The sequence below is a fragment of the Rhodococcus sp. KRD197 genome (assembly GCF_017168235.1).
Lineage (GTDB): Bacteria > Actinomycetota > Actinomycetes > Mycobacteriales > Mycobacteriaceae > Rhodococcoides.
The window spans coordinates 42,842-68,140 of sequence record NZ_JABFAO010000011.1; the positions used below are offsets into that span (position 1 = coordinate 42,842).

The 25,299-nt window shown below is 65.4% G+C and carries 21 protein-coding genes and 1 tRNA gene; 14 read left to right on the top strand and 8 right to left on the bottom strand.

From position 1 onward, the window contains the following. Positions 1 to 76: 76 nt before the first annotated feature. The 4 genes from J1M86_RS16005 to J1M86_RS16020 are packed head-to-tail and all read left to right on the top strand — an operon-like array spanning position 77 to position 8,358. Positions 77 to 1,552: a TIGR02677 family protein gene (locus tag J1M86_RS16005; RefSeq protein ID WP_241260228.1), complete on the top strand. Its 1,476-nt coding sequence runs from the start codon at positions 77 to 79 to the stop codon at positions 1,550 to 1,552. Then, complete coding sequence (locus J1M86_RS16010) at positions 1,549 to 2,937, top strand: DUF2398 family protein (RefSeq protein ID WP_206510631.1); 1,389 nt, start codon at positions 1,549 to 1,551, stop codon at positions 2,935 to 2,937. Before J1M86_RS16005 ends, J1M86_RS16010 begins: the two co-directional genes overlap by 4 nt. Further along, the gene (locus tag J1M86_RS16015) at positions 2,934 to 7,103 is read left to right on the top strand and encodes a TIGR02680 family protein (protein ID WP_206510632.1); all 4,170 of its coding nucleotides are present in this window, start codon (positions 2,934 to 2,936) and stop codon (positions 7,101 to 7,103) included. Before J1M86_RS16010 ends, J1M86_RS16015 begins: the two co-directional genes overlap by 4 nt. Positions 7,104 to 7,116: 13 nt before the next feature. After that, entirely contained in the window at positions 7,117 to 8,358 is a 1,242-nt protein-coding gene (locus J1M86_RS16020) for a DUF2399 domain-containing protein (RefSeq protein ID WP_206510633.1), read from the top strand. Positions 8,359 to 8,365: 7 nt separating this feature from the next. Here the strand turns inward: J1M86_RS16020 and mshC are convergent, their stop codons facing one another. From mshC to J1M86_RS16045, 5 genes are all read right to left on the bottom strand, one after another. Then, positions 8,366 to 9,607 (bottom strand): cysteine--1-D-myo-inosityl 2-amino-2-deoxy-alpha-D-glucopyranoside ligase, encoded by a 1,242-nt coding sequence (gene mshC, locus J1M86_RS16025; RefSeq protein WP_075839737.1) that lies wholly within the window; start codon positions 9,605 to 9,607, stop codon positions 8,366 to 8,368. A gap of 45 nt (positions 9,608 to 9,652) precedes the next feature. After that, complete coding sequence (locus J1M86_RS16030) at positions 9,653 to 10,456, bottom strand: SCO1664 family protein (RefSeq protein WP_206511075.1); 804 nt, start codon at positions 10,454 to 10,456, stop codon at positions 9,653 to 9,655. A 35-nt stretch (positions 10,457 to 10,491) separates the two neighbouring features. Further along, entirely contained in the window at positions 10,492 to 11,085 is a 594-nt protein-coding gene (locus tag J1M86_RS16035; RefSeq protein WP_075839736.1) for a DUF3090 domain-containing protein, read from the bottom strand. 72 nt (positions 11,086 to 11,157) lie between these two features. Continuing rightward, complete coding sequence (locus J1M86_RS16040; RefSeq protein ID WP_075839735.1) at positions 11,158 to 11,877, bottom strand: histidine phosphatase family protein; 720 nt, start codon at positions 11,875 to 11,877, stop codon at positions 11,158 to 11,160. 26 nt (positions 11,878 to 11,903) lie between these two features. Then, positions 11,904 to 12,746, bottom strand: coding sequence for an undecaprenyl-diphosphate phosphatase (locus tag J1M86_RS16045; protein ID WP_206511076.1), 843 nt, complete (start codon positions 12,744 to 12,746; stop codon positions 11,904 to 11,906). A gap of 268 nt (positions 12,747 to 13,014) precedes the next feature. Here J1M86_RS16045 and J1M86_RS16050 point away from each other — a divergent pair, with 268 nt between their 5' ends. From J1M86_RS16050 to J1M86_RS16065, 4 genes are all read left to right on the top strand, one after another. Next, positions 13,015 to 13,947, top strand: a complete 933-nt coding sequence (locus J1M86_RS16050; protein WP_206510634.1) for an aldo/keto reductase — start codon at positions 13,015 to 13,017, stop codon at positions 13,945 to 13,947. An 88-nt stretch (positions 13,948 to 14,035) separates the two neighbouring features. Then, a complete protein-coding gene (locus tag J1M86_RS16055) occupies positions 14,036 to 14,998 on the top strand; it encodes a hemin ABC transporter substrate-binding protein (RefSeq protein ID WP_241260230.1) in 963 nt (320 codons plus the stop codon). Positions 14,999 to 15,021: 23 nt separating this feature from the next. Continuing rightward, positions 15,022 to 16,038 carry an iron ABC transporter permease gene (locus J1M86_RS16060; RefSeq protein WP_241260231.1) on the top strand — a complete coding sequence of 339 codons (1,017 nt, stop codon included), beginning with the start codon at positions 15,022 to 15,024 and terminating at the stop codon, positions 16,036 to 16,038. After that, complete coding sequence (locus J1M86_RS16065; protein ID WP_206510635.1) at positions 16,029 to 16,874, top strand: heme ABC transporter ATP-binding protein; 846 nt, start codon at positions 16,029 to 16,031, stop codon at positions 16,872 to 16,874. Before J1M86_RS16060 ends, J1M86_RS16065 begins: the two co-directional genes overlap by 10 nt. Here the strand turns inward: J1M86_RS16065 and J1M86_RS16070 are convergent. Next, positions 16,867 to 17,268, bottom strand: coding sequence for a hypothetical protein (locus J1M86_RS16070; protein ID WP_230556318.1), 402 nt, complete (start codon positions 17,266 to 17,268; stop codon positions 16,867 to 16,869). The two genes, J1M86_RS16065 and J1M86_RS16070, sit on opposite strands and share 8 nt — an antisense overlap. Positions 17,269 to 17,417: 149 nt before the next feature. On the opposite strand from J1M86_RS16070, the gene J1M86_RS16075 reads away from it, so the two are divergent. The 3 genes from J1M86_RS16075 (at position 17,418) to J1M86_RS16085 (ending at position 19,858) form a co-directional block, all read left to right on the top strand. Beyond that, positions 17,418 to 18,467 (top strand): hypothetical protein, encoded by a 1,050-nt coding sequence (locus tag J1M86_RS16075; RefSeq protein WP_241260171.1) that lies wholly within the window; start codon positions 17,418 to 17,420, stop codon positions 18,465 to 18,467. 76 nt (positions 18,468 to 18,543) lie between these two features. Beyond that, positions 18,544 to 18,762: a DUF5703 family protein gene (locus J1M86_RS16080; RefSeq protein WP_075839766.1), complete on the top strand. Its 219-nt coding sequence runs from the start codon at positions 18,544 to 18,546 to the stop codon at positions 18,760 to 18,762. A 28-nt stretch (positions 18,763 to 18,790) separates the two neighbouring features. Then, positions 18,791 to 19,858 (top strand): quinone-dependent dihydroorotate dehydrogenase, encoded by a 1,068-nt coding sequence (locus J1M86_RS16085; protein WP_075839765.1) that lies wholly within the window; start codon positions 18,791 to 18,793, stop codon positions 19,856 to 19,858. A 55-nt stretch (positions 19,859 to 19,913) separates the two neighbouring features. On the opposite strand, the gene J1M86_RS16090 is transcribed toward J1M86_RS16085, so the two are convergent. Both J1M86_RS16090 and J1M86_RS16095 read right to left on the bottom strand, forming a co-directional pair. After that, the gene (locus J1M86_RS16090) at positions 19,914 to 20,441 is read right to left on the bottom strand and encodes a YbhB/YbcL family Raf kinase inhibitor-like protein (protein ID WP_206510636.1); all 528 of its coding nucleotides are present in this window, start codon (positions 20,439 to 20,441) and stop codon (positions 19,914 to 19,916) included. A 52-nt stretch (positions 20,442 to 20,493) separates the two neighbouring features. After that, positions 20,494 to 21,864, bottom strand: coding sequence for a M20/M25/M40 family metallo-hydrolase (locus J1M86_RS16095; RefSeq protein WP_075839730.1), 1,371 nt, complete (start codon positions 21,862 to 21,864; stop codon positions 20,494 to 20,496). Positions 21,865 to 21,986: 122 nt separating this feature from the next. Between J1M86_RS16095 and J1M86_RS16100 the strand changes: the two genes are divergently transcribed. The 3 genes from J1M86_RS16100 to J1M86_RS16110 all read left to right on the top strand — a co-directional run bounded on the left by J1M86_RS16100 (position 21,987) and on the right by J1M86_RS16110 (position 25,288). Further along, positions 21,987 to 22,075 (top strand) — tRNA-Leu (locus J1M86_RS16100). A 130-nt stretch (positions 22,076 to 22,205) separates the two neighbouring features. Next, positions 22,206 to 23,690 carry an SDR family oxidoreductase gene (locus J1M86_RS16105; RefSeq protein ID WP_206510637.1) on the top strand — a complete coding sequence of 495 codons (1,485 nt, stop codon included), beginning with the start codon at positions 22,206 to 22,208 and terminating at the stop codon, positions 23,688 to 23,690. Between the two features lie 101 nt (positions 23,691 to 23,791). After that, complete coding sequence (locus J1M86_RS16110) at positions 23,792 to 25,288, top strand: glutamate-cysteine ligase family protein (protein ID WP_206510638.1); 1,497 nt, start codon at positions 23,792 to 23,794, stop codon at positions 25,286 to 25,288. Positions 25,289 to 25,299: the final 11 nt, after the last annotated feature.

Sequence of the window (25,299 nt, forward strand, 5' to 3'; positions counted from 1 at the left end):
GTACAGGGCCAACGCCTACCCTGTTCCAGTGAGCGAATCAGGTGACGACCCGCAACTCGGGCCCGCGGCCGCGTTCCTGCAGGAAGATCGCCTCAAGTTGTTCGCGTTCACCGTTGCGGAAAAGCGCACCGAGTACCTGTGGGTGCTGCGAGCCTTCGACGTAGCCCGTGCCAACTACGTGGTGCTGCTGCACGCGGCGGACGTCGCGGACACCCTAGCCCGCCACGCGCCTCCCGAAGGGCAGTTGAGCGCCGCCGACACCGCTCCCCTGCTCGAACAACTCCACTCGTGGGATCTCCTCGAACGCAGCTACGACGGCTCGCGGGCCGCCACCCTTGCCGAGTACCGAAATCGCCATTTCGTCTACCAGTTCAGCCAGGCCGGGTACGCGGCATTCCGCGCGGTCGAGGACGTCCTCGGAGCACGGCTCGACGACGCCTCGCTCTCGCGCCTCGTACTCCCCGAACTTCTCGCCGACATGCACGAGTTGGCCGAGGCGAACCGTCAGGGTGACGGCGACCGGATCTTCCGCAAGCTCAGTCGGCTGGACTCCACCTTGTCGGAAATGGCGACCCGCGCCGCACATTTCTACCTGGTCCTCGGGGATCTGGTTCGGACCACGGAGATCACCCCCGAATCGTTCCTCGTTCACAAGGACGCCCTGCTCACGCACATGCGTGAGTTCAGTTCCGATCTCAGCAGGTACGCACCGAAGCTGGCGGACGCGATCGCGCTCGTCGAGTCGACCGGGATCACCGAGTTGATCGAGCGGGCCGCCGTCAGCGACGAACGGGTGTTCCTGAGCGTCGAGGAACGGCGTGCCGACTGGCAGGCCCGCTGGTCCGGTCTCTCGCACTGGTTCGTCGCTGCCGAGGCCGAAACGAGCGAGTCCGATCGCCTGCGCGAGGGCACGATGAGCGCGATCGCGGCCGTACTGTCGCTGCTCCGGCGTGTGACCGAGACACGCAAGGGTGGTGTGAGCCGGGAAAGCCAGCTCCGGCACCTCGCCGGGTGGTTCGCCAACACCTCGTCGGAGGACAGCGCGCACGCGCTCTTTCATGCCGTGTTCGGCTTGGGGCGGCCGCGTCACCTGTCGATGGTCCATCCCGACGCGGACATCGTGCCCTCGTCGAGAACATGGTGGGAGGCGCCGCCCGTCGAGATCTCACGGACGTTGGCCGAGACGGGACGCACCCCGACCCCGGGCATGCCCGGCCGCCTGCAACGCAACGACGGCGGAGTCCGGCGGCTCCGCGAGCAGCAACTCGAGGCACAGCGGACCCGCAGCGCCGCGGCACAATCACTGGCAGCGACCGGGGTGTACGAGCGCGTTCTGAGCGAAGAGGAGACCGAGGTGCTGCTGAGCCTGCTCAACGCCGCACTGACTGCGCGCGTGCGAGTGAGCGGACGCACCGCCAGCGGTACCGGCTCCGACAGCGGTGTCCGACTGACCCTGAGCGAAAGCCCGATCTCGACGGTGGTGCAGACCACGCGCGGGCGGCTGCACCTGGATCGGCTGCAGCTCGACGTCGCGGAGGTGGTGGCGCGATGAGAGCACGCGAGATCCCCACCCTGGCACTGGATTCCTATCAGCGCGCAGCGAGAGTGGCGCTGGCCAACCACCTCGTCACGCCGTCGTACCCGGATCGGATCGCGCTCCCACTCCTGCGGCGTTGGGCGACGGAACTACGCGAGGATCTTCTCGAGCTGTTCGGCTATCGCCTCGAGGTCACCGAAACCACCGCCCGCCTGTTTCCCGTTCTCGACAGCCTGGATGCCAGCCAGCCCGCGCGCACTGGCACGGACCGTGTGTTCGACCGGCGTCGGTACGCCTACCTGGCACTCTCGCTCGCTGCTCTCGGGCGAGCGGGCAATCAGATCACACTGTCCGAGCTGGCCGACCACGTCGCAGCCGAGGCCGGTCAGGTCGACGGCGTCGAGCTCGAAGCCGATCGCGCATCCGATCGCGACGCGTTCGTCGATGCAGTCGGTTGGCTCGCCGCCCGGGGAGCGATCTCCCTCGCCGACGGTGACGCCGGCGGGTGGGCCCACAATCCTGCCGCAGGTGAGGCGCTCTACGACATCGAGCGGCCCGTCGTATTGGCGCTGTTCCGGCCCCCACGCGCCGTGCAACATCTGCGCTCGGCCGCTGGTCTGCTCGCGGGGTTCGAGGCCCCGGCCGGTGCGGACGACGAGGCACGCGGTCCGGAGGACCCGAAAGAGGTCCTGCGGCGCGTACGCCGAGCTCTCGTCGAGCATCCCGTGGTCTACTTCGACGATCTGGACCCCGATGGGCGCACTGCCCTCGCCGCGCCGCGAACCGTTGCGGAGGTCGAGCTTCTCACCGGCCTCGTCTCGGAGCGTCGCGCCGAGGGTGTCGCGTTGATCGACACCTCGGGACGACTGTCCGACATACGCTTTCCCGGTACCGGCACGATTGCGCAGGTCGCTTTGCTCCTGGCAGGAGAGATATCGGACCGCGTCGTCGATCCGGATGCGCCCGCGCTGGTCCGTCATCCGATCGGCGACGACTCCGCCCTGCTTGCACTCCTCGACGACGCCATTCCCGGCGGAGGCGTCTTCGACGACCTCGCCGAGTCCGCAGTGTCGACGACAACGGCGGCCGCGTTCGAAAGCAACCGGCGTGAACAGACGTACCCGTTCATCGAGCAGAGCTGGCTCGTGGACACCGTCGGCGCCCTGGTCGAGCGTTTCGGTCGTACGTTCGCCGCGCAGTGGCAGGCCGATCCCGACGGGTTACGTGCACGCGCGGTGGACATGCTGCATCGACTTCGCCTCGTGCACATCGTTTCCGGAGGAGTCATCGTGCTTCCGGTGATCGCGCGGTACCGCGACGTGATGGTCAGTATTCGAGATCGGGCACCCCAGGACTCCCTGTTCACCGGCGACAGCACAGAAAACGAGGCCACTGCATGACGGCACACGCCCGACGCTTCCGTCCCACGCGAGCCGGAATCATCAACCTGTGGGACTACCGAGATCAGGAATTCTCGTTCGCCGACGGACGACTGGTACTCCGGGGACCGAACGGGTCCGGTAAGACCAAGGCGCTGGAAGTGTTGTTCCCGTTCGTCCTGGATGGGCGAATCGAACCTCGCCGGCTCAATCCGTTCGCCGGTGAGGAGCGGACGATGAAGTCCAATCTGCTCTACCGCGGTCAGGAGAGCGCACACTCGTACGTCTGGATGGAGTTCGGTCGAGGATCACGCCACGATCCGGAGTCGGTCACCGTCGGCATCGGCATGCGCGCGAGCCGTCAGAACGACAAGGTGACGCGCTGGTACTTCGTCGCCGACGGCCGTGTGGGAGTCGATTTCTCGCTTCTCGGACCCGATGACCGGCCGCTGACGAAGAAGCAACTCGCCGAGCAGCTGGGCACCGACGCCATCACGGACCGACCGGTGGACTACCGGGCCGCGATCGATGCGCGCATGTTCGGATTGGGAGCCCAACGATACGACCAGCTGATCAATCTCATCCTGACGCTGCGGCGACCGCAGCTGGCGAAAAACCTGGACCCGAAGGGGCTTTCGCAGGCGCTCACCGACGGTCTGCGCCCGCTGGACGATCAGCTCGTGCTCGAGGCGGCGCGCTCGTTCAGCGACATGGAGGAGGTCGGTCGCGCCCTGGAAGGCCTGACCCAGGCAGATCGCGCCGCCAGGAATTTTGTCGGCGTCTACTCCAAGTATTTGCGAGTGCAGGCGCGTTCGGATGTCGACCAGGTTGCGCGCAGACTCGAGGCCGTCACTCACGCAACCACGGCGCACTTCGCCGCTGCGGCGCTGAAAGAACGCAGATTGGCCGAGCGCGTGGCCGCCGAGCACCGATTCGACGAGGCCGAACGGGCACTGGACCAAGCTATCGCCGATCGTGAGACGTTGCAGCGTTCGAGCGCATACGAGGGCAAGCAACAACTCGACGATCTCGCCGAGTCCGCTGCCAAGCTCAAGGTGTCGGCCGCCCAGCAGTCCGAGCGTGCTCGCAAAGCGCAGTCGGACCTCGAACAACGTTCCACCGAGGCGGCCCGTGCGAGCGCAGCACTGCGCGACTGCGCTGCCGCATTGACCCGGGCCGAGGACGAACTCCAGATCGCAGCAGAGGACGCCGGTATCGTCTGGGCACCGGTGCCCGCCTCGGCGCGCACCGACCAGTTCAGTACGGCGCTGCGCGGTCACGCCGAGGAGCGCGACGGCGATGTTCGCGCGGTCCGCGAGGCGCTGAGCACCGTCGAGAAGGCAGCGGCAGAACGGACTCGAGCCGACACGAGCGCTGCGCGTGCACGTGGGCTGCACGAGTCCGCACGGGCGGCGGTTGCCGAGGCCGAGGCTTCGGTCGAGCTGGCACGGGCCCAGTACGCCTCAGCTCTGCGTGCCTGGTGGACGGAGAACTCGGGGCTCTACGCCACCGCTGGCATCACCGTCGCGGCATACGAGGATCTGGATGCGGCCGTTGCCCGGATCGGTGAGGACGATGCGCCCAGTCTCGATGCCGTGCTCGCCGACGCGTCCGCGGACGGGCTCGAGAATGTCCGCGCATCCCGCATGCAGGCCTCGAACACGGTGGTCGCGTTGACCGACGAGCTTTCCTCGATGCGCTCGGAGAGGGACCGCATCGGCGCCGAGCACGACGATGCACCCCCTCCGTTCGCTGCGAGGACGGCCGAGCGGGAGGGCAGAGTCGGCGCCCCCCTGTGGCGGCTGGTGCGATTCTCCGACGGCATCAACCCCGTCGATGCGGCCGGTATCGAAGCGGCTCTGCATGCGGCGAACCTTCTCGACGGCTGGATTTCGGCAGCGGATGGGCCGGATTCCGAGGAATCGGAGCAATATCTCGTACCGTTGCCGGAGGCGACGAGGCCCAGCGGTCGCACACTCGCAGACGTGCTCGAAGCCGAACCGGGAACCGAGGTCCCCGAACCGGTCATCCGCGCGGTGCTGGCCTCGATCTCGCTCGAGCACGACGAGAACGCGAGCACCTCGATCGGTCTCGACGGCCGGTTCTGGCAGGGCGTGCAGCAGGGCCGTCACCAGAAATCCGACGCCGAGTACATCGGAGCCACGGCGCGTGCCCGGCGCCGGGCCGCACGCATCGCTGAGCTGAACACCGCGATCGATTCGGCGGCAGCTGCATTGGACGCTGCCCGAAGCGAGGAACGATCCGCGAAGGAACTGCTGCGCGGCCTCACCGTTGCCGCCAAGGCGCTGCCGAAGGTATCCGGGATCGTGCGGGCGCAGAAGTCGGTGACCGAGGCTGCCGGTGCCCTCCGCACGTCGGCAGCAGCGGCGACGGCCGCCGACCTCGAGCTCGATCAGTCGATCGCCGATCTCTCTGCGAAGGAGAAACGGCTGCGTAGCACGGCAGTTGCACACCGCACTCCGCACACTGCGCGGGACATCGACTCCCTGGCCGCGGCCATTCGGCATTTCGGAAATCAGGGTGAGCTGGTATTGCGTCGGCGCGGCGAACACGTCAGAGAGAGCGAGCGGGCCCGGGAGGCCGACAATCGCCTCGAGGAGGCCACAGGACTGGCGGAGGAACTCGCCGAGGAAGCTGCCATCGCCGAGGAGAACCATCTGCAGCAGGTTCAGCGGTTGGACATCCTGACCGAGAAACTCGGTTCCACCGCCGATCAGATCAGCGTGGATCTGGAACGGGCACGCGAGAAGATCGAGGCCTGCAAGGTAGAACAACGTGCTGCGCGAAAGACCGACAAGGAGGCCGGTGAGGCTATCGGAAAAGCTGAGGGAGGCTGCAACACGGCCCAGGAGGCGCTGCGGGCCGCGCTGACCGAAACCCTCGACGACGCCGGCCGACTTGCGCCCTACGCCCGCAAGGACCTGCTCGGGATCCTCGGAGTGACAGAGGCCTACGCGTGGCCGTCGAGCGAGTCCGCCTGGCTCACCGTCGACCAAATCCTCTACGGCATCGCGCACGCATCCTCACCCGATTCCGAGATCGCAGTGCTGCCGCAGGTGGTGCACCGGCTGCATGCCGCGCTCGATACCGCAACCGAAACGGTGAAGGCGAGCGATTCCTACCGCAAGAGCACCCGGACCGCTCTGACAGGTGCTTTGCAGGAATTCGACGCCCAACTCGCGTCCTCGGGTCAGGACTACCGCCTGCACTGGGATTCCCCCGACGGGCTGACCGTCGTGCGCGTCCAGGACGAACAGGGCTATTCCTCCGTCGGTGAGTTCGCCGACCGGATCGAGAACGCACGGTCCAACCAGGAGACCCTGCTGACCGAGCACGAGCGTCGAATCCTCGAAGATGCCCTGTTGACCGGCCTGGCCCAGCAGATCCACGAACGGACCGTCGACGCTCGCGAGCTGATCGCGCAGATGGCGGCCGAGATGAAGCAGCGAAGAATGTCCTCGGGCAACACCATCGGGGTGCACTGGGTGCTCGCGGACAACCTCGACGAGGGTGCACGTGCGGTATCGAAGCTGCTGGACAGGGACGCCTCGGCGCTGGGGGCCGACGACTTGGCTGCGATGCGTGCACATTTCGCCTCGGAGATCCGCATCGCACGCGCGGCCCATCCCGAACGCTCGTACCCCGAGATTCTCGCGACCACGCTCGACTACCGTCGTTGGCGGGTGTTCTCCTTCACCCTGATTCGCGGTGACGGCACCGAGGACCGGCTCACCGTGGCGCGCCACAGCGCGCTCTCCGGCGGCGAGCAATCCGTCTCGCTGCACCTGCCGTTGTTCGCCGCCGCCCACGTGATGCTCTCGTCCGCGGACCCGCACGCGCCCCGGCTTCTCGCGCTCGACGAAGCATTTGCGGGTGTCGACGACAACGGTCGAGGCGAATTGTTGGGGTTGAGCGTGCAATTCGACCTCGACCTGTTCATGACCGGGTACGACCTGTGGATCACCTACACCGACGTGCCGGGGTGCGCGCATTACGATCTCGCCCATTCCACGGCCGAGAACACCGTCAGCGCGGCTCTGCTCGTATGGGAGAACGGTGAGTTGTTCGCCGAGCACGACGGCACGGATCTTGCGGCAGCGCTGGGTTCACCGTTGACCAGACGAATTCCGACACACGCGGAGGGTGGGCTGGAATTTGTCGGATGACCGAGAATCCGAAGTGCCGGCCGGCTCCGACCGGCGGGGCAGTATCGATTGGCGGGGCAGTCCCGAGCTCGAGGTGCTGCTGAGTGCGGCTCGCAAATCCTTGGAGTCGAACTGGTTGACAGTGGACGGCAAGATCTCCGTCCAGTTGTCGCGGGCTCCCGAACTATGGCGTCTGCTCAGCGCGATAAACAAGTCGACCACCAAACTTCACAGCCGTGCGCAGACGAGTCGCCTGGACCTGGGGGAACTCGACCGCTGGCTTGCGCACCCCGCCAACGGTGGTCTCGGACTGGTCGATACTCTGTCCGCCCAGGCCCCGCTCGTCGACAAGAAGCGCATCGCAGCGCAGAAGGCCGAGGTCAAGGCCGCGGCGCTCGCCGACGCGCGCGGGATTCTCGACACCGCATCGAACGAGGACTGGGCCGACCGCTGGTTGTCCTCGCTTCTCAATCAGGACGGAACTCTCGGCGGCCGCGTCGCGGTCGACGCTCTTCGAGTGGCAGCCCGTGTTCTCGCGCAACTGCCCGTCGACGGACTCTCGCTCACCGAGCTCGCAGAGCTGGCCTGCGGCGATACCAAGGCATTGTCCTCGGGGGGTGCACCGAAGTTGGTGCTCGACGCGCTCTCCCTTCGCGAAGGGGTCCCCCTCCCCGTCGATCCGGTCGGGATCCGCCTGCTCTGGGAAACCGCCGGAGTGTCGGTGGACGCACTGTCGAGCCGAGTGGTCGTGTTGAACTACCGCGTCCGCGAGGACCATGTGATCGGGCGCTGGCTCGATGACGCCGCCGAGCTGGGCATCCCGTTCACGCTCACCCTCGACATGATCGCTCGGGGCCCGCTGACCAATCTCGGCGATCGAGTCTTCGTCTGCGAGAACGTAGCGGTGGTGGCGGCGGCGGCACGGACCCTCGGCCCCGAGTGCGCTCCCCTGGTGTGCACCGACGGGCAACCGTCCGCCGCCGTGCACAAGCTGCTCGCCGGGCTGGCGCCGGAAACAGTGCTGCACTGGCGAAACGACTTCGACTGGCCCGGTCTGAACATGACCTCCCGTGCGGTCTCTCGCTACGGCGCGCAACCGTGGCGGATGGACAGCGACTCGTACTCGCGGGCCCTCGACGTACGTAATTCCGAGCCGCTCAAAGGTAAACCGACCGCGAGCGCATGGGATCCTGCGCTCGCGGCCGCGATGCGCGAGTCGTCGAAGGCCGTCATGGAAGAACGGCTCGTTTCCGACCTGCTGGCCGACCTACGCTGAAGAGCTGTCAGCGCAGCGGTATTCCCAGCAGCGCGTCGACGGCGTCGGCGAATGCACCCGGCGCAGAGACGTCCGAGCCGCCTCGCTCAACCGCGAAGCTCGCCCACGCATCGAGCGCGTCGAGCGCCTTCGCGGTGTCCAGGTCGTCGGCGAGATGCTGCCGCAGACGCATGACGACATCGTCGGCGCTGACCGCGGATTCGAGCGCCGCAGCGTCACGCCAGAGCTTCAGGCGAGTGTGGGCCCGGCCGAGAACTTCGTCGGTCCACGCCCGGTCCTGGCGGTAGTGGCCGGCGATCAGACCGAGCCGAACGGCCGCCGGATCGACGCCCTCGGCGCGCAACGTCGAAACGAACACGAGGTTCCCCCGACTCTTGGACATCTTTTCACCGTCCAGACCGATCATGCCGGTGTGCACGTAGTGGCGTGCGAAACGTCCTCCACCGGAGACAGCTTCGGCGTGCGCGGCCGAGAATTCGTGATGGGGAAAGATCAGATCGCTGCCGCCACCCTGGATGTCGAATCCGGTTCCGATGCGGTTGAGCGCGATCGCCGCACACTCGACGTGCCAGCCAGGACGTCCTGGACCGAACGGCGACGGCCACGAGGGCTCGCCGGTCCGTTCGGCGCGCCAGAGGAGCGCGTCCAGCGGATCCCTCTTTCCGACCCGGTCGGGGTCTCCCCCACGCTCGGCGAAGAACTTGTCCATCGTCGCGCGGTCGTACCCTGATTCGTAGCCGAACTCCGGATTGGCGTCGGCTCGGAAGTAGATATCCGGGAACTCGGCGTCATCCACGGTGTATGCGGCCCCCGAGGCCACGAGCTTGTCCACCAACTCGATCACCTCGCCGATCGATTCGATGGCGCCGATGTAGTCACGCGGCGGAAGTACCCGGAGAGCTTCCATGTCCTCGCGGAACAGTGCTATCTCGCGGGTGCCCAGATCCATCCAGTTCTCACCGTCGCGGTCCGCGCGTTCGAAGAGCGGGTCGTCGACATCGGTGACGTTCTGCACGTAGTGCACCTCGTGCCCAGCGTCGCGCCACAGACGGTTCACCAGGTCGAAAGTCAGATAGGTGGCAGCGTGACCGAGATGGGTGGCGTCGTAGGGGGTGATGCCGCAGACGTACATCTTCGCCTCGGCGCCCGGTGTGACAGGCCGCACCTGTCGATCAGCGGTGTCGTACAACCGAAGCGGGGGTCCCTGGCCTGGAATGGACGGTACGGCTGTCTCGGACCAAGAATGCATGCAGACGAGCCTATCCGAGGGGATTCGCAGCGAAGCAGGGAGACTTCAGAACGCAGGCCACGGTATCGGCCGGCTCGATCGAGGCTCGGGCATCACCGGCATCGCGATCAACGCACAGGCTCGGCCGAGCAGCGCTTCGATCTCCTGCTCGGTGATGTGGCCCCTCAATCGAGGCTCGACGTCGGCGGCGAACGAGTCCACGAAGGACACGATGTCCGCCATCAACGCATCATCGACGGTTGTTCCGGCCCAACCCCACAGCACGGTGCGCAGCTTGTCTTCACTATGTAGGCAGATGCCGTGATCGACTCCGTAGACGTACCCGTCGAGCCCTTCCAGTGCGTGTCCGCCCTTGCGGTCCGCATTGTTGAGGATGACGTCGAGAACCGCCATGCGCGAGAGTCTGGGGTCATCCGCGTGCACCAGCGCGACTTCTTCCCCGTCGCCGTCGTACGCCCGCAGAATCGGAATCCAGCCCGACGGGATCCTGTCGGGCGGGCAAATGTCGATCAGACCCACTCGGTCGCCGTGTTCGCCATGTCGTTCCGGAGTGTCTATCCAGCGTTGCACCATGCCAGGTCCGAGCGGACCGTCACGCAGGACCGTCGTCGGAACCACGCCCCATCCCAGGGCGTCGGAGATCTCATACGACGCGACTTCCCGTCCGGCCAGGGTCCCCTCCGGAAAGTCCCACAGCGGAACTTCGCCTCGAACCGGCTTGTAGACACACCGCACCGGAGCAGGCGCCGTCTCGGCGTCGGATGCACTGGGGGCGGTCGCATCGCACACGAGTGTCGTATTACTCGCGGACACGATGCGTCCGACCACGATGAGTTCACCGGTTTCCATGATGTGACGCCCCTCGAACGGGGGGCGGCCATCGGTCAAAGCTCTTCTCCGAGTTCGGCCGCCGAACCGAAAGTTGCATCGCGCCGGTACCCGTTGGTCCTGATGCAGATGTGCCCTTCCTGTGCCAGGGGCTGTCCGCAGAGCGGGCATGGTGCACGTCCGGCTGCGATGACCCGTTCGGATCGCAGCGCGAACTCGCGGGCCTGGATCGGCGTGAGAAAGACGCGCACCGCGTCCGGTCCCTCCTCCGTATCGTCGAGTACCACCGATTCGTCGATCTCCGTCTCGGTGATCGCGAGCAGTTCGACCACGACAGCGTTTGCGTCCGCGTCCCAACCCAGTCCCATCGTGCCGACTCTGAACTCGGTGTCGATGGGCGTCAGCAAAGGACTGGTGTCGCCGACCTGTGTCTCCTCCGGCGGCACTTCGGCCCCGAAACGCCGATGCACCTCTTCGAGCAGCAGTCCCATTCGGTCGGCGAGAACCTGCACCTGCTGCTTCTCGAGCGCTACCGATACCACCCGGGCGTCGTGCACGGCCTGGAGGAAGAACGATCGGTCGCCGGGTTCACCCACGGTCCCCGCAACAAATCGATCAGGGGTGCGGAAAACATGTATTGCGCGCGGCATTGCACCTCCTGCGTCTCGTATCGAAGAACCCCTCGTTCGGGTCCCTGTTCGCCATTATCCGCTATCTCGGCGCTACGTTCCGGAACCGCCGCCGGGAACTGCGTCGGAATTCGATGGCGCGGCCCCGTCCCGCTCGGCATTGCCGTCCGTGGCCGCCGCCGGAGCTGGTGCCAGGCTGGAGAGATCTGAGCCGGTGTCGTTCGTGCGTAGCACGAAAGACCGCGTGGCGGTGTACCTGATCACGCTGATCGATGCGGGGTCGGCGACGATGCGCTGGAATGCGTCGAGGTGGCAGCCGACTGCATCGGCGACGATCGACTTGATCACATCGCCGTGCGAACACGCCACCCACAACACGTCCCGGCCGTACTCCTCGGCGAGTCGTGCGTCGTGCTCACGGACAGCCGTGACGGCACGGACCTGCATGTGAGCCAGAGCCTCGCCGCCGGGAAACACGGCCGCGGACGGATGTTGCTGAACGACCTTCCACAACGGCTCGGAGAGCAACTCCTTGATGGTGCGGCCCGTCCATGATCCATAATCGACTTCCGCCAGCCGATCGTCCACCACCGGGGCAAGCCCCCTGCGTTCGGAGAGGGGCCGGACGGTCTGCTCGCATCGCTGCAACGGCGAGCGCACGATCTCTTCGATCGGGAGTGACCCCAACCGTTCGGTGACCAGCGCCACCTGCTCGCGTCCCCGCTCGTCCAGATCGACGCCCGGTGACCGTCCTGCGAGCGTTCCGGCCGTGTTTGAGGTCGAGCGGCCGTGCCGCAACAGGATCACCGTCATGACACCAGCCTACGGTCGCAGCGCGGTCAGGTCGCAGACACGACTCCGGTAGCGAGCAGTGCCATCACTGCAGCTCCGAGTGCAATCCGGTAGCCGACGAACCAATACAGCGAGTGATTGACCACGAACTTCAGGAGCCAGGCGATCGATGCATATCCCAGGGCGAAGGCGACCACGGTAGCCACGAGCAGCTGCGGACCGGACGCGTTGAGTCCTTCGCCGGCGGGCGCGAACGCGTCGGGAAGCGAGAACAGCCCCGAGGCTGTCACGGCTGGAATCGCCAGCAGAAACGAGAATCGGACAGCCGCTTCTCGATCGAGACCCATGAACAGCCCGGCGCTCGTGGTGGCGCCGGATCGGGATACACCCGGGATCAACGCCAGGCACTGCGAGAACCCCATGACGATTCCGTCTCGAGTGGTGATTTTCTCGATCGGCCGACGCTTGGTGCCGACGTATTCAGCGAGAGCGATGACGATCGCGAACACGATCAGCATGGTGGCGATCAGCCACAGATTGCGAGCCCCTGTTCGAATCTGATCCTTGAACAGGATCCCCAATATCCCGATCGGAATGGTGGCGATGATCACATACCATCCGAGCCGATAGTCGAGGTTTCGTTCGGACGCGTGGCGCAGACCCACGAACCACGCCCGCACGATGCGAGCTATGTCGCGCCAGAAGAACAGCAGTACCGCAGCTTCGGTTCCGAGTTGGCTCACCGCGGTGAACGACGCTCCTGCATCATCGCCGAAGAAGACCTCGGAGACGATTCGGAGGTGGCCAGAGGAGGAAATCGGCAGGAATTCGGTCAGTCCCTGCACCGCTCCCAGCACTATGGCCTGCACCCAGGTCATGGATTCACCGATCACAGCTCGACCGCTCCCACGAGTCCGGTGGCCGTCGCGGTGCCCGCCGAAGTGAGGGCGGGCCTCCCGTAGCGATGGATGCGGCGCACGCCGTCAACTGAATTCACGGCCATGACCGTACTCGGAAGATGCAGTGCGCACCGCACGAGAGTCGGACTTCCGAGCTGCCGTGAACGGCGCGGCAGGCTCGCACGTAGCCGATCGGCACACTACTGTCCTCACCTGGCGCCTCCGCGTCCGACGACCGTAGAGGAAAGTTTTCACAACGATGAAGCAGAGATCTGTCGGCTCGAGTGGCCTGCGTGTGTCCAGACTCGGCCTCGGGACGCTGGGGTGGGGCAGCGGCACCGACGGAGACGACGCTGCCGCGCAGCTCGCGGCCTTCGCCGAAGCCGGTGGAACCCTGATCGACACGTCGCCGGCCTACGGCGAGGGTCGCGCGCAACGGGTGCTCGCCGAGGTGCTCGACGACGTCGTCCCGCGCCGCGAACTGATCGTCAGCAGCGCCGCCGGAATCTCGATTCGCGGCGGTCGCTCACGGATCGACTGTTCACGACGCGCCCTGCTCGATCAGCTCGACGCGACGCTCGCCGAGCTCGGCACCGACCACCTCGACCTGTGGCAGATCGCTGCCTGGGACCCGCACACTCCGGTCGACGAGGTTGCCTCGACGCTCGACTACGCCGTCACCAGCGGCAAGGCCCGCTACGTCGGTGCGCGCGGATACCTGGGATGGCAGCTCGCTACCGCCTCCGGTGCCGCCGGAGCGGGTCGCATCATCGCGACGCAGGCGGAATACTCGCTGCTCGCGCGCGGCGTCGAGGACGAACTATTGCCTGCAGCCGACCACCACGGTGTGGGGGTGCTGGCTGCCGTGCCGCTGGCAGGCGGTGTTCTGACGGGCAAGTATCGGAAGGGCACCCCGGCGGACTCCCGTGGGGCCGACGACGCGCATGCGGAGTGGATCCGGGGATATTTGACCGACACCGCCGAAAACGTGGTCGATGCAGCAGTCACCGCGGCCAGCGGATTGAAGACCTCGCCCTTGGCGGTTGCGCTGGCCTGGGCGCGCGACCGGCCCGGTATCAGCTCGGCCATCGTCGGCGCGCGTGACCTCGCTCAACTCACTGGAATTCTGGTATCCGAGGAGCTGGAACTTCCGTCGGCGATAGCGTCGGCTCTCGACGACGTCAGCGGCTAACCCTGCACAGGCTAACCTTGTCTGCGTGAACGTGAAGACGGCTTTCCCTCGTGTGGCGACGGTCACGATCACCGCGACGACACTGTGCTTGCTCGTCGCGTGCGCCGGACCGGAGCCCGCACTGTCCTCCGAGACGGTCGGACCGCGGACCGCAGTGCTCACCGACCCTGATCCCGAACCCATCACCTCGTCCCCCGCGGCCCAACTCCCCGCTACCGTGCGCAGCTTCGACGGCACCGATGTCACCGTCACCGACACCAGCCGTATCGTCGCGGCCGATCAGTACGGGACGCTGACGACCACGGTCTACGCACTGGGACTCGGAGACAATCTGGTCGGTCGGGACAGCGCAGCGGAGTTCCCGGCGGTCGCCGATGTCGCCGACGTGACGCCAGGTGGGCATTCGATGAGCGCGGAGGGCATCCTTGCGCTCGATCCAACCGTTGTTCTCACAGACACCAGCATCGGTCCCCGAGCCGTGCAGGAGCAATTGCGTGCCGCGGGAATCCCCGTGGTGTATTTCGATCCTTCGCGCACGCTGGATGGGGTATCGGCCCAGATCCAAGCCGTCGCCGACGCACTCGGAGTATCCGCGGAGGGCGAATCTCTCGCTGCCAGGACCGCAGAGGAGATCGCGCGGGCGCGTGAACTGGCACCCAGGGGCGAAAACCCAGTGAAAATCGCCTTTCTGTACATGCGCGGTCCAGCGATCAAGATGCTGGCAGGCCCCGGCTCGGGAGCCGACGAACTTGTCGAAGCCCTCGGCGCCGAGGACGCCGGCACAGCCTCCGGTCTCACGGCGCAGTTCGTTCCAGTCACCAGCGAGGCCCTCATCGCTGCCGGCCCCGATGTGATTCTCATGATGACCGGAGGCCTCGACTCCATCGGCGGTGTCGAAGGGCTCGAGCAGATCCCCGGCATTGCCCAGACACCAGCAGGTCGGTCTCAGCGGATCGTCGACATGGCCGACGGAGTGATACTGAGCTTCGGACCCAACACGGGCAAAGTGTTGGATGCCCTGGCCAGAGCCGTTTACGAACCGGCGACGTGAGTCGACACCGCGCACGGACGACGCTGGTATTCGGTGCTCTCGTCCTACTGTGTGTCGCGCTGGCCGTGTTCTCTGCATGCATCGGACAGGTTCCGACGACGCCTGCCGAGGTGCTGGGCAGTGTTTTTCACCGACTCGGACTGGACATCGGTCCGATGCCTGCCCATCCCAGCGGGGACGTGACGCTGTGGCAGGTCCGTTTCCCGAGAGTCGTGCTCGGCGCGGTCGTCGGAGCAAGTCTCGGCTGCGCTGGAGCGCTCTTGCAGGGCGTGTTCGCGAACCCGTTGGCCGAGCCCGGAGTCATCGGAGTCTCCTCCGGTGCGGCAGTGGGGGCCTCGTCGGTGTTCGTGCTGGGAAGCGCGTTCTCCGGCGTGTGGACGGTAGCGGCAGCAGCATTCGCAGGCGGGCTCGTGACGACTATTCTCGTGTACTCCCTCGCACGCGGTGGGGGCCGCACCGAGGTGGTCACACTGATCCTCACCGGCGTCGCGATCAACGCATTCGCTGGAGGACTCATCGCGTTCTTCACCTTCGTCGCCTCGCCCGCCGCACGCGAACAGATCGTGTTCTGGCAACTCGGCTCGCTGGCCGGTGCCACCTGGCAAGCAGTGTCCGTGGTCGCCCCGCTCGCCGCCGTGGGCATCGGCGCGTCGATCGCCATCTCTCACCGACTCGATCTGCTCGCACTCGGCGAGAGCGTGGCCCGCCATCTCGGAGTGAACGTGGAACGACTTCGACAGTTCGCCATCGTCGTCGTTGCCGTGCTCGTGGCATCGGGTGTCGCGTTCACCGGCATCATCTTGTTCGTCGGTCTGGTAGTCCCTCATCTGATGCGCATGATCCTCGGACCGGCTCATCGCATTCTGGTGCCCGCCAGTGCGCTCTGTGGGGCCGCCGTCCTGCTCGCCTCCGACCTGCTCGCCCGTACCCTCGTCGACAACGTCGACATGCCACTCGGCATGATCACGTCACTGATCGGCGCGCCGTTCTTCTTCTGGATGTTGCGGCGCACCCGCGCACAGCAAGGTGGATGGGCATGAACCTGTTCACCCGCTGCCCCGACGAGATCGCGTCGGTCACCCCCGGTTTCGTGACGATGCAGGCGCGCAGTGTCGGCGCGGAACGATCCGGACGTGCTGTTCTCGATTCCGTCGACCTGACCGTCGTCGCCGGTGAAGTGCTCGCGCTCGTGGGCCCCAACGGCGCAGGAAAGTCGACTCTGCTCGCGGTACTGGCCGGTGAACTCGCACCCAGCTCGGGCAGCGTCGAGATTCACGGTTGCCAAGTGCGCACGTGGTCGGATCTTCGACTCGCGAGGCGTCGCGCCGTCCTGCCGCAGCAACACACCGTCGGATTCTCGTTCACGGCCGAGCAAGTCGTCCGAATGGGCCGGTCACCGTGGCAACGGACGCCGCAAGCGGTGGACGACGACGCTGCAGTCGTGCGCGCGATGGCCGACTGCGATGTGGAACGGTTCGCGGACCGACCCTTCGCTGCACTCTCCGGCGGTGAACGTGCCCGGGTGTCACTGGCGCGGGTACTGGCCCAGCGAACATCGACCATCCTTCTCGACGAACCGACCGCGGCGCTCGATCTCGGACATCAGGAAACAGTGATGGCTGTGGCACGCGCGCGGGCGGCGAACGCCGATGCCGTCGTCGTGGTCTTGCACGATCTGGCACTCGCGGCGGCGTACGCGGACCGGATTGCGGTTCTGCACAACGGGCGGATCGACGCGGTCGGAACGCCGCGAGAAGTCTTCGATGCACGGCGCCTGACACGTGTCTACGGCTATCCCGTAGAGGTGTTCGACCACCCGGTCACTGGTGAGCTTCTCGTGCTTCCTGTGCGCACCCGGCCTGCGAGAACTAGATGATCTTGATGAGCGAATCCACGCGATCGAGCAGGGTTCGCACGGCCGAAGAGTCTCGCGAGCCGGTGCCGAGTTCCTCGGCGGTGCCGACGGCGTCGCGAACCGCCGCGACGATGCTGCGTTCGTCGGTCAGATCGATCTCGGTCACCGACTGCTCCGACACAGCGGTGACATCGGAACTGTCGGGCATCGCAGTGTTCAGATCAGCGCGATACAGCTCCAGGTACAGAGTGCTCTTGCGGACGCGAAACGAGAAGGGGCGACAATCGTCGGTGGACCCGAACCCGCTCGCGTGCGGGCCGGTGGTGATCTGCTCGACGGTGAATCGTGCATCCTTGGACGGTCGTCCAGGTCTGAACCCGGCCTCGACGCCGCTAGTAATCTCCTCGGTATCCAACTGGACTCCTCGTGTTTCCCCGTATGACACGGTACGCCGCCGGTGCACCCCGACCGTTTCGGTGGTCCGGGAGTGTCGCCCGGGACCCGATCAGGCAGTCTGAACCGACGACCCATTCTCGTACCGAGCGCACCATTGGAGCTGGATTGATGGAAGACAGACCCACGTCACGGCGAATGCTCGTCGTGGTCGCATCCGTATCGGCGTGTCTGTTGGCTGTCGGATGTTCCGGCGACAACGGTGCGGACGGATTCGATCCTGCCAGCCTGCAACCGCTCGACGGCATCGATTCGCCCGAGATTTCCGCTCCCCCGAGCGGTTCGATCACTTCGTCCCCCTCCGGTCTGCATTCCACCACATTCGACGCCTCGACGCGCAGTGTCGTTGCGCTGACGGACGATTCGAGGTCGATGCAAGTGTTCGACGCCGACCGGGCCGACGCGGCGCCGAGAGTGATCACGCTGCCCGCGGCGGCATCCGACATCGTGACCGTCGGCGACGGCTCTGTTCTGTTGCCGATGCAGGACCAACTCGCGCGGGTGGATCTCCGCAGCTCGAGCGCCGATATCGGCGACGGCTCCATCGACATTCTGAGTGTCGACGGAAATCTGCTCAGCGCCGCGATGCTGAACGACGGGCGCATCGCTGCCGGGGACGATCGTGGTTCGATTCACATGATCGACCCGGCCACGAACGAGTCACAGGTTGTCGACGGCTTGACGTCCGTGGACGCCTTGGCCGTGACCGAATTCGGAATGGCGGCACTGGACCGACGACAGACTTCGCTGACCCAGATCGACATCGAAGCCGAGTCACTCTCGATCGCCCTGCGCGCCGGTACCGGCGCGGCGAAACTCGACACCGACAACTTCGGGCGCATTCTGGTCACCGACGCCGCAGGGAGCGAGCTTCTCGTATTCTCGTCCGACGACCTTCTGCTCCGACAGCGTTTCCCAGTCGGCGCACAGCCGTGGGCGGTCACCTACGATGACGTCACGAACGTGGTCTGGGTGAGCACCCCGGGAGACAACCAGGTGGTCGGATACACGTTGGACACGGGAATTCCCGTCGAAGTGGGCAGGTTCGCCACGGTGAGGCAGCCGGATTCCATCGCCGTGGACAGTGAAACGGGCACATTGTTCGTCGGGTCGGCATCGGGAAGCGGACTGCAACGCATTTCGGTCGAGGGCGTGGTCTGAGCCTTCTCGTCCCCGACCACGCGAGCGAAAAGAGGCAGCAGCCACGGTGTCGAAGAACAAGAGCGTGCGCAGCCGGATGCCGGCGGAATGGGAGTCGGCTTCGGACGACTGGGAGTACGTCCCGCTGAAGTTGCCACCCGACGTGACCCGGGTGACCGCATCGATGCGGCTCGCCATCCAGGCCGAGTTCGGCGGCTGGGAGCTCTCCCGTGTGCGCCTGTACACCGATGGCAGCCGCAAGGTCCTCCTCAAACGCAAAAAGACCGCGCATCATGTCCCGGATCCGGGCCTCTGAAGAAGAAAGTAGGACTGTGGGTCAAACCGTGTATCGCGCTGTTCTCCGATTGATGTTTCTGCTCCCGCCCGAACGCGTTCACCATCTCGCGTTCTCGGCAATGCGGGCAGCCACCTCACTCGGCCCGTTGCGCTCACTCGTTGCGCGAATCCTGGCGGTGAAAGACCCGGTACTGAGAAACACCGTGTTCGGAGTCGATTTTCCCGCGCCCCTCGGGCTCGCCGCTGGCTTCGACAAGAACGCCGACGGTGTCGATGTCTGGGGACCCATGGGTTTCGGATTCGCCGAGATCGGCACTGTGACGGCTCAGGCGCAACCGGGGAATCCCGCTCCCAGACTGTTTCGGTTGCCCGCCGACCGGGCTCTGGTGAACCGCATGGGCTTCAACAATCACGGCGCAGGGAGTGCAGCGAACACTCTGCGCACTCGGCGCGGCGGAATCCCGATCGGCGCCAACATCGGCAAGACCAAGGTGACGCCTGCGGCGCAGGCCGCGGACGACTACACCGTCAGCGCTACTCTGCTGGGTCCTCTCGCGGACTTCCTCGTCGTCAACGTCAGCTCACCCAACACCCCTGGTCTACGTGACCTACAAGCGGTCGAATCGCTGCGGCCGATTCTCATCGCCGTACAGCAGGTAGCGACCGTGCCCGTTCTGGTCAAGATCGCACCCGATCTTTCCGAGGACGACATCGACGCGGTCGCAGATCTCGCCGTCGAACTCGGGCTCGACGGCATCGTCGCCACCAACACCACGATCGGTCGAACCGGCCTCCACACCGACGCCGACACCATCGAAAGCATCGGAGCGGGTGGACTGTCGGGCGCACCGCTCGCCGACCGGTCGCTGGCGGTTCTGCGCAGACTCTACGGCCGGGTCGGTTCGCAGATCGCAATCGTCTCGGTCGGCGGAATCGAGACTGCGGATCAGGCCTGGGAACGCATTCTGAGTGGCGCATCGCTGGTCCAGGGGTACACAGGATTCATCTACGGCGGGCCGTTCTGGATGCGGTCCATCAATCGAGGCATCGCAGCACGGGTTCGGGCCGCGGGCTTCGCATCGGTCGGCGAGGCAGTGGGCGCGGGAGTGCGCTGACCGGCGAACCCGCACCGGCAGCGACATCCAGGCCATCGCCGCCGGTCGAAGCCTGTCAGGCCTCGTACACACCGGTCAGCAGGGCACGGCCGATGGCGTGCGAGAACAGGTTGAACCCGAGATACGCAGGCGTCGCCGTCTCGTCGACCTCCAAGCGGTCCACATCGACAGCGTGCACCGCGAAGATGTATCGATGCGGTCCGTGCCCGGCCGGCGGGGCCGCACCGATGTACCGGAACAGACCCGCGTCGTTCTTCAACGTAACCGCAGTGGCAGGGACCCCGGTTCCGGTGTCGTCCCCGGCACCCGAGACGAGTGATGTTGTGGTGACCGGGATGTTCGCAACGGCCCAGTGCCAGAAGCCGGACCCCGTCGGCGCGTCCGGATCGAAGACGGTAACCGCGAAGCTCTTGGTCCCGTCCGGGAACCCGGACCAAGAAAGCTGCGGCGACGCGTCGTGTCCTCCGGCGCCCATGATTCCGCTGACCTGCTGACCGGCGAGCGTCGCGCCTTCCGTGAGGTCCTCCGAAGTGAGTTCGAACGAGGGTAGGACAGGTAGCGCTTCGTAGGGGTCGTAAGTCATCGACATTCCTTTCGGTACTTTCTTCATGGTCGTTCCGCAGCGTGAGTCATTCTCAGCTGTGGAGCAGGAAGTGTTCCAACACCTGTGTACCGAACTCGAGTGACTCCACCGGCACACGCTCGTCGACACCGTGGAACAGGGCAGCGAAATCTAGCTCGGGAGGCAGCTTGAGCGGTGCGAACCCGAAGCACCGAATACCCAGCTTCGCGAAAGCCTTTGCATCGGTCCCGCCCGACAGCATGTACGGAACAGTCCGACCGTTCTCGTCGTGTGCGAGCACTGCAGCGTTCATGGCGTCGACGAGATGGCCGTCGAAGGTGGTCTCGTACGAGTCGAGGGCGGTGATCCACTCCCGCTCGACGTTGGGACCGATCAGTTCGTCGACCTCGCGCTCGAACTCCGCCTGCCTACCGGGAACGACGCGGCAGTCGATCACTGCCTCGGCCGTCTGCGGAATCACGTTTGCCTTGTAGCCGGCCTTCAACATCGTCGGATTGGCGGTATCGCGCAGCGTCGCACCCACGATGCGTGCGATGCTTCCGAGCTTGCGCAGCGTTCCGTCCAGATCCGGGGACGCCGGGTCGAAGTCCAGACCGGTTTCCTCGGCCACCGCGGACAGGAATTCCGCCACCGAATCGGAGATCACCAACGGAAAAGTGTGATTGCCGAGTTTCGCGACGGCTTCGGCGAGATAGGTGACCGCGTTCTCATCGTGCAGGAACGAGCCGTGCCCGGCCCGCGCCTTCGCGGTCAGCTTCATCCAACCGAGGCCCTTCTCGGCTGTCTCGACCATGTAGAGGCGTTTCTCGGTACCGTCGGGCCGAGCGACGGTCAGCGAGAAACCACCGACCTCCCCCACTGCCTCGGTGACACCCTCGAAGAGATCCGGACGGTTCTCCACCAACCAATGGGATCCCCACCGCCCACCGTTCTCTTCGTCGGCGAGGAAGGCGAACATGATGGGACGCGGCGGCACCGTCCCGTTCGACTTGAACTGGCGCGCCAACGCGAGGGCCATCCCGACCATGTCCTTCATGTCCACCGCACCCCGGCCCCAGACGTAGCCGTCCTCGACCGCGCCGGAGAACGGATGCACGCTCCAGTCAGCCGGTTCTGCGGGCACCACATCGAGGTGGCCGTGGATCAGCAGCGTTCCGCGAGCAGGATCGGCGCCCGCGAGCGTCGCGAACACGTTGCCGCGTCCCGGCGCTCCGGATTCGACGTACTCGGTCTCGTAGCCGACCTCGGCCAGCTTGTGCGCCACCCACTCGGCGCACTCCTTCTCACCCTTGGTGGTCTCGAGTTCACCGGTGTTCGAGGTGTCGAATCGAATAAGGGCACTGACGAGGTCGACAACCTCGTCGAGCGCGGAGGTACGTGCGAATTTCTCGGGGGTTCTATCGGCTTCATCGGCAGGAGACACACCTTGTTCCTACCACCCACCGACGTTCCACGTACGAACTGACGTGCGGATTTGGGCGTTCGGCATCGTGTCGTATATCTTTGTCCAGCACGCAGCGAGCAGCTGCGGCAGAGCATGAACTGGTCCGAGTGGCGGAATGGCAGACGCGCTAGCTTGAGGTGCTAGTGTCCTATTAACGGACGTGGGGGTTCAAGTCCCCCCTCGGACACCAGCGATCGAATCACGATCCGCAAGTTCTGTGTTGAGACAGACGAGACAAGCCCCGATTCTTCGCGAATCGGGGCTTGTCTCGTCTGTCGGTCCAACCCGAGCTGCAGAGCCCGCCCGAAAGGACAGCTTTCATGACCGCACCCGCGCACGATGATGCTTCGGACGGTCGGTCGGTGGATCCGGCAGACCTGGCGACGTGCCTGCGCGTGCTGCAGCAGGTCGGAGAACTCGACAGCAGCCATCCCGATTCGATTGCGGTGCAACGAGCATCGGGCCGGATGTTCAAGAACTTGAAGAAGTCGCGCCGAGTTGCGGCTCGGACCGCCATTTCGGAAGCGGACCGGGCCGTGGTGGCTGCCACCGCGACAGGCTCGCCGGAACGGATCGACGACGAGACAGCAGGGTTGTCGCTGACCGCGCGAGCATCCGGTGAATACGCCGGAACGCTGGTTCGCCCGCGACCGTGCTACATCTGCAAGCAGCGATACACCCTCGTCGACGCGTTCTATCACCAACTGTGCCCCGACTGCGCGGAGCTCAATCGAAGCAAGCGTGACGCGAGGACGGATCTGTCGGGGCGGCGAGCACTGCTGACAGGCGGACGGGCGAAGATCGGCATGTACATCGCGCTGCGCCTTCTGCGCGACGGCGCCCACACCACCATCACCACACGTTTCCCCAAAGATGCGATTCGGCGCTTCTCGGCTATGGACGACAGTGACCGGTGGATGCATCGACTCAGAGTCGTCGGAATCGACCTGCGGGACCCGGCTCAGGTGGTCGCGCTCGCCGACTCGGTGGCGGCCGAAGGTCCACTCGACATACTGATCAACAACGCGGCACAGACGGTCAAGCGCTCCGCCGGGTCGTACAGCGCACTGATCGATGCGGAGGCTCTCGCGTTGCCCGAGGGCGTCGGCGCCGAGGTCATCACCTTCGGTAAGACCAGCGAGGCTCATCCCAGCTCGCTTGCGACTTCTCTTCCGCAAACCCCGGTCGAGATCGGCGGCGCCGTCGACGCGAGTATGGCGGAGTCGGTGAGTTCACTTGCTCTGCTTGCCGGTTCGGCGACCGCCGAACGCATCGAACAGGGTATTGCCATCGATGCCGGCGGCCTGGTCCCCGACCTGGCGGAGACGAACAGTTGGATCCACACCGTGGATCAGGTGGATCCGGTCGAACTCCTCGAAGTCCAACTGTGCAATTCGGTCGCCCCGTTCATTCTGGTATCGCGCCTGCGAGCTGCGATGGAAGCATCACCGTCTCGGCGGAAGTACATCGTCAACGTTTCCGCGATGGAAGGCCAGTTCAGCCGGGCGTACAAAGGCCCGGGGCACCCCCACACGAACATGGCCAAGGCCGCGTTGAACATGCTGACCAGGACGAGCGCGAAGGAAATGCGTGAGAACGGAATCCTGATGAGCGCCGTGGACACCGGCTGGATCACCGACGAGCGCCCACACCACACCAAGATGCGACTCGCGGACGAAGGGTTCCACGCACCACTCGACCTCGTCGACGGTGCTGCGCGCGTCTACGACCCCATCGTTCAGGGCGAACTCGGTGTGGATCTGTACGGCCAGTTTCTGAAGGACTTCTCGCCGTCCCCCTGGTGACTCGCGCACCCCTTCGTGACCTGCGACGTTTGCGCTGCAATACTCGCGGTTATACGGACCTTTCGGGTGCTCGGACGGTGTGGAAGGCAAGGTGATCGTCGATGGGCCAAGAGGTCGAACAGCGAAAATTCACCCGGCAGGATCGACACAGGTTCCGGCAGAAGGTTCAGGACTGTCTCGATGCATTGGCGGAGATGCTCGCAGAGCGGACCTTCGACGTGGGCGAACCGCAGATCGGGATGGAAGTCGAACTGAACCTGATCGACGCCGAGATGGCGCCGTCGATGGCGAACGCCGCCGTTCTCGATGCCATCGCCGATCCCGACTATCAAACCGAACTCGGTCAGTTCAATATCGAGATCAACGTCGCGCCGCGCCCACTGCACGGTCGCAGCATGGCCGATCTCGAACACGATCTGCGTCGTTCACTCAACGCCGCCAACGAGCGAGCACGGACCTCCGGTAGCCGAATCGTCATGATCGGCATGTTGCCTACCTTGGCGGAGAAGCACTTCGAACATCGTTGGTTGTCCGCGAGTCCCCGCTACGATCTGTTGAACCAACAGATCTTTGCAGCGCGCGGCGAGGACATCGAACTGCAGATCTCCGGCGTGCGGCTTCCCGGGGCCGCTGCCGCGGAGGAACTCTCGACCGTCACCGACACCATTCTCCCCGAGGCGGCGTGCACGTCCGTTCAACTCCACCTGCAGGTCGACCCCGACGAGTTCGCCTCCTATTGGAATGCAGCCCAGGCAATTGCGGGAGTGCAGGTGGCCCTCGCCGCGAACTCACCGTTCTTCGCCGGCAAGGCACTGTGGCACGAAACGCGGCTGCCGCTGTTCGAACAGGCGACCGACACCCGACCACTCGAGCTGAAGAATCAGGGCGTGCGGCCACGCGTGTGGTTCGGTGAACGGTGGATCACCTCCATCTTCGACCTCTTCGAGGAGAACTCTCGCTACTTCCCTGCATTGTTGCCGGTGTGCAGTGCCGAGGATCCCAAGGAAGTACTCGCCGCGGGAGGTACCCCCGAACTATCGGAACTCCGAATGCACAACGGCACCGTGTATCGGTGGAACCGTCCCATCTACGACAGCACCGGCGGCGGTCACCACCTTCGCCTCGAAAACCGCGTCCTACCTGCTGGACCGTCGGTGATCGACACCCTTGCCGATGCGGCGTTCTACTACGGCACGGTCAAATCGCTCGCCGAAGCCGACCGGCCCCTGTGGACGCAGATGTCTTACGACGCCGCGATCGAGAACCTGCATTCGGCGGCGCGGAGCGGCTTCGATTCGCGCCTGTACTGGCCGGAGGTCGGCTGGGTGACTCCACAGGAACTGGTGCTCCGACGATTGCTTCCGATGGCGGACGCGGGACTGTCCGCCTACGGCGTCGACACAGCCGTGCGGGAGCGGTATCTGGGAGTTATCGAGGCCCGCTGCCTGAGCAAACGCTCAGGGTCGGTATGGCAGCGCGAATCCGTGGCGGCCCGCGAACGCGCGGGCGACAGCCGTGAGACCGCGCTCGCCGGAATGCTCGCCGACTACGTGGAATTGATGGACGAGGGGAAGCCGGTTCATACCTGGCCGCTCTGAAGATCAGCGTC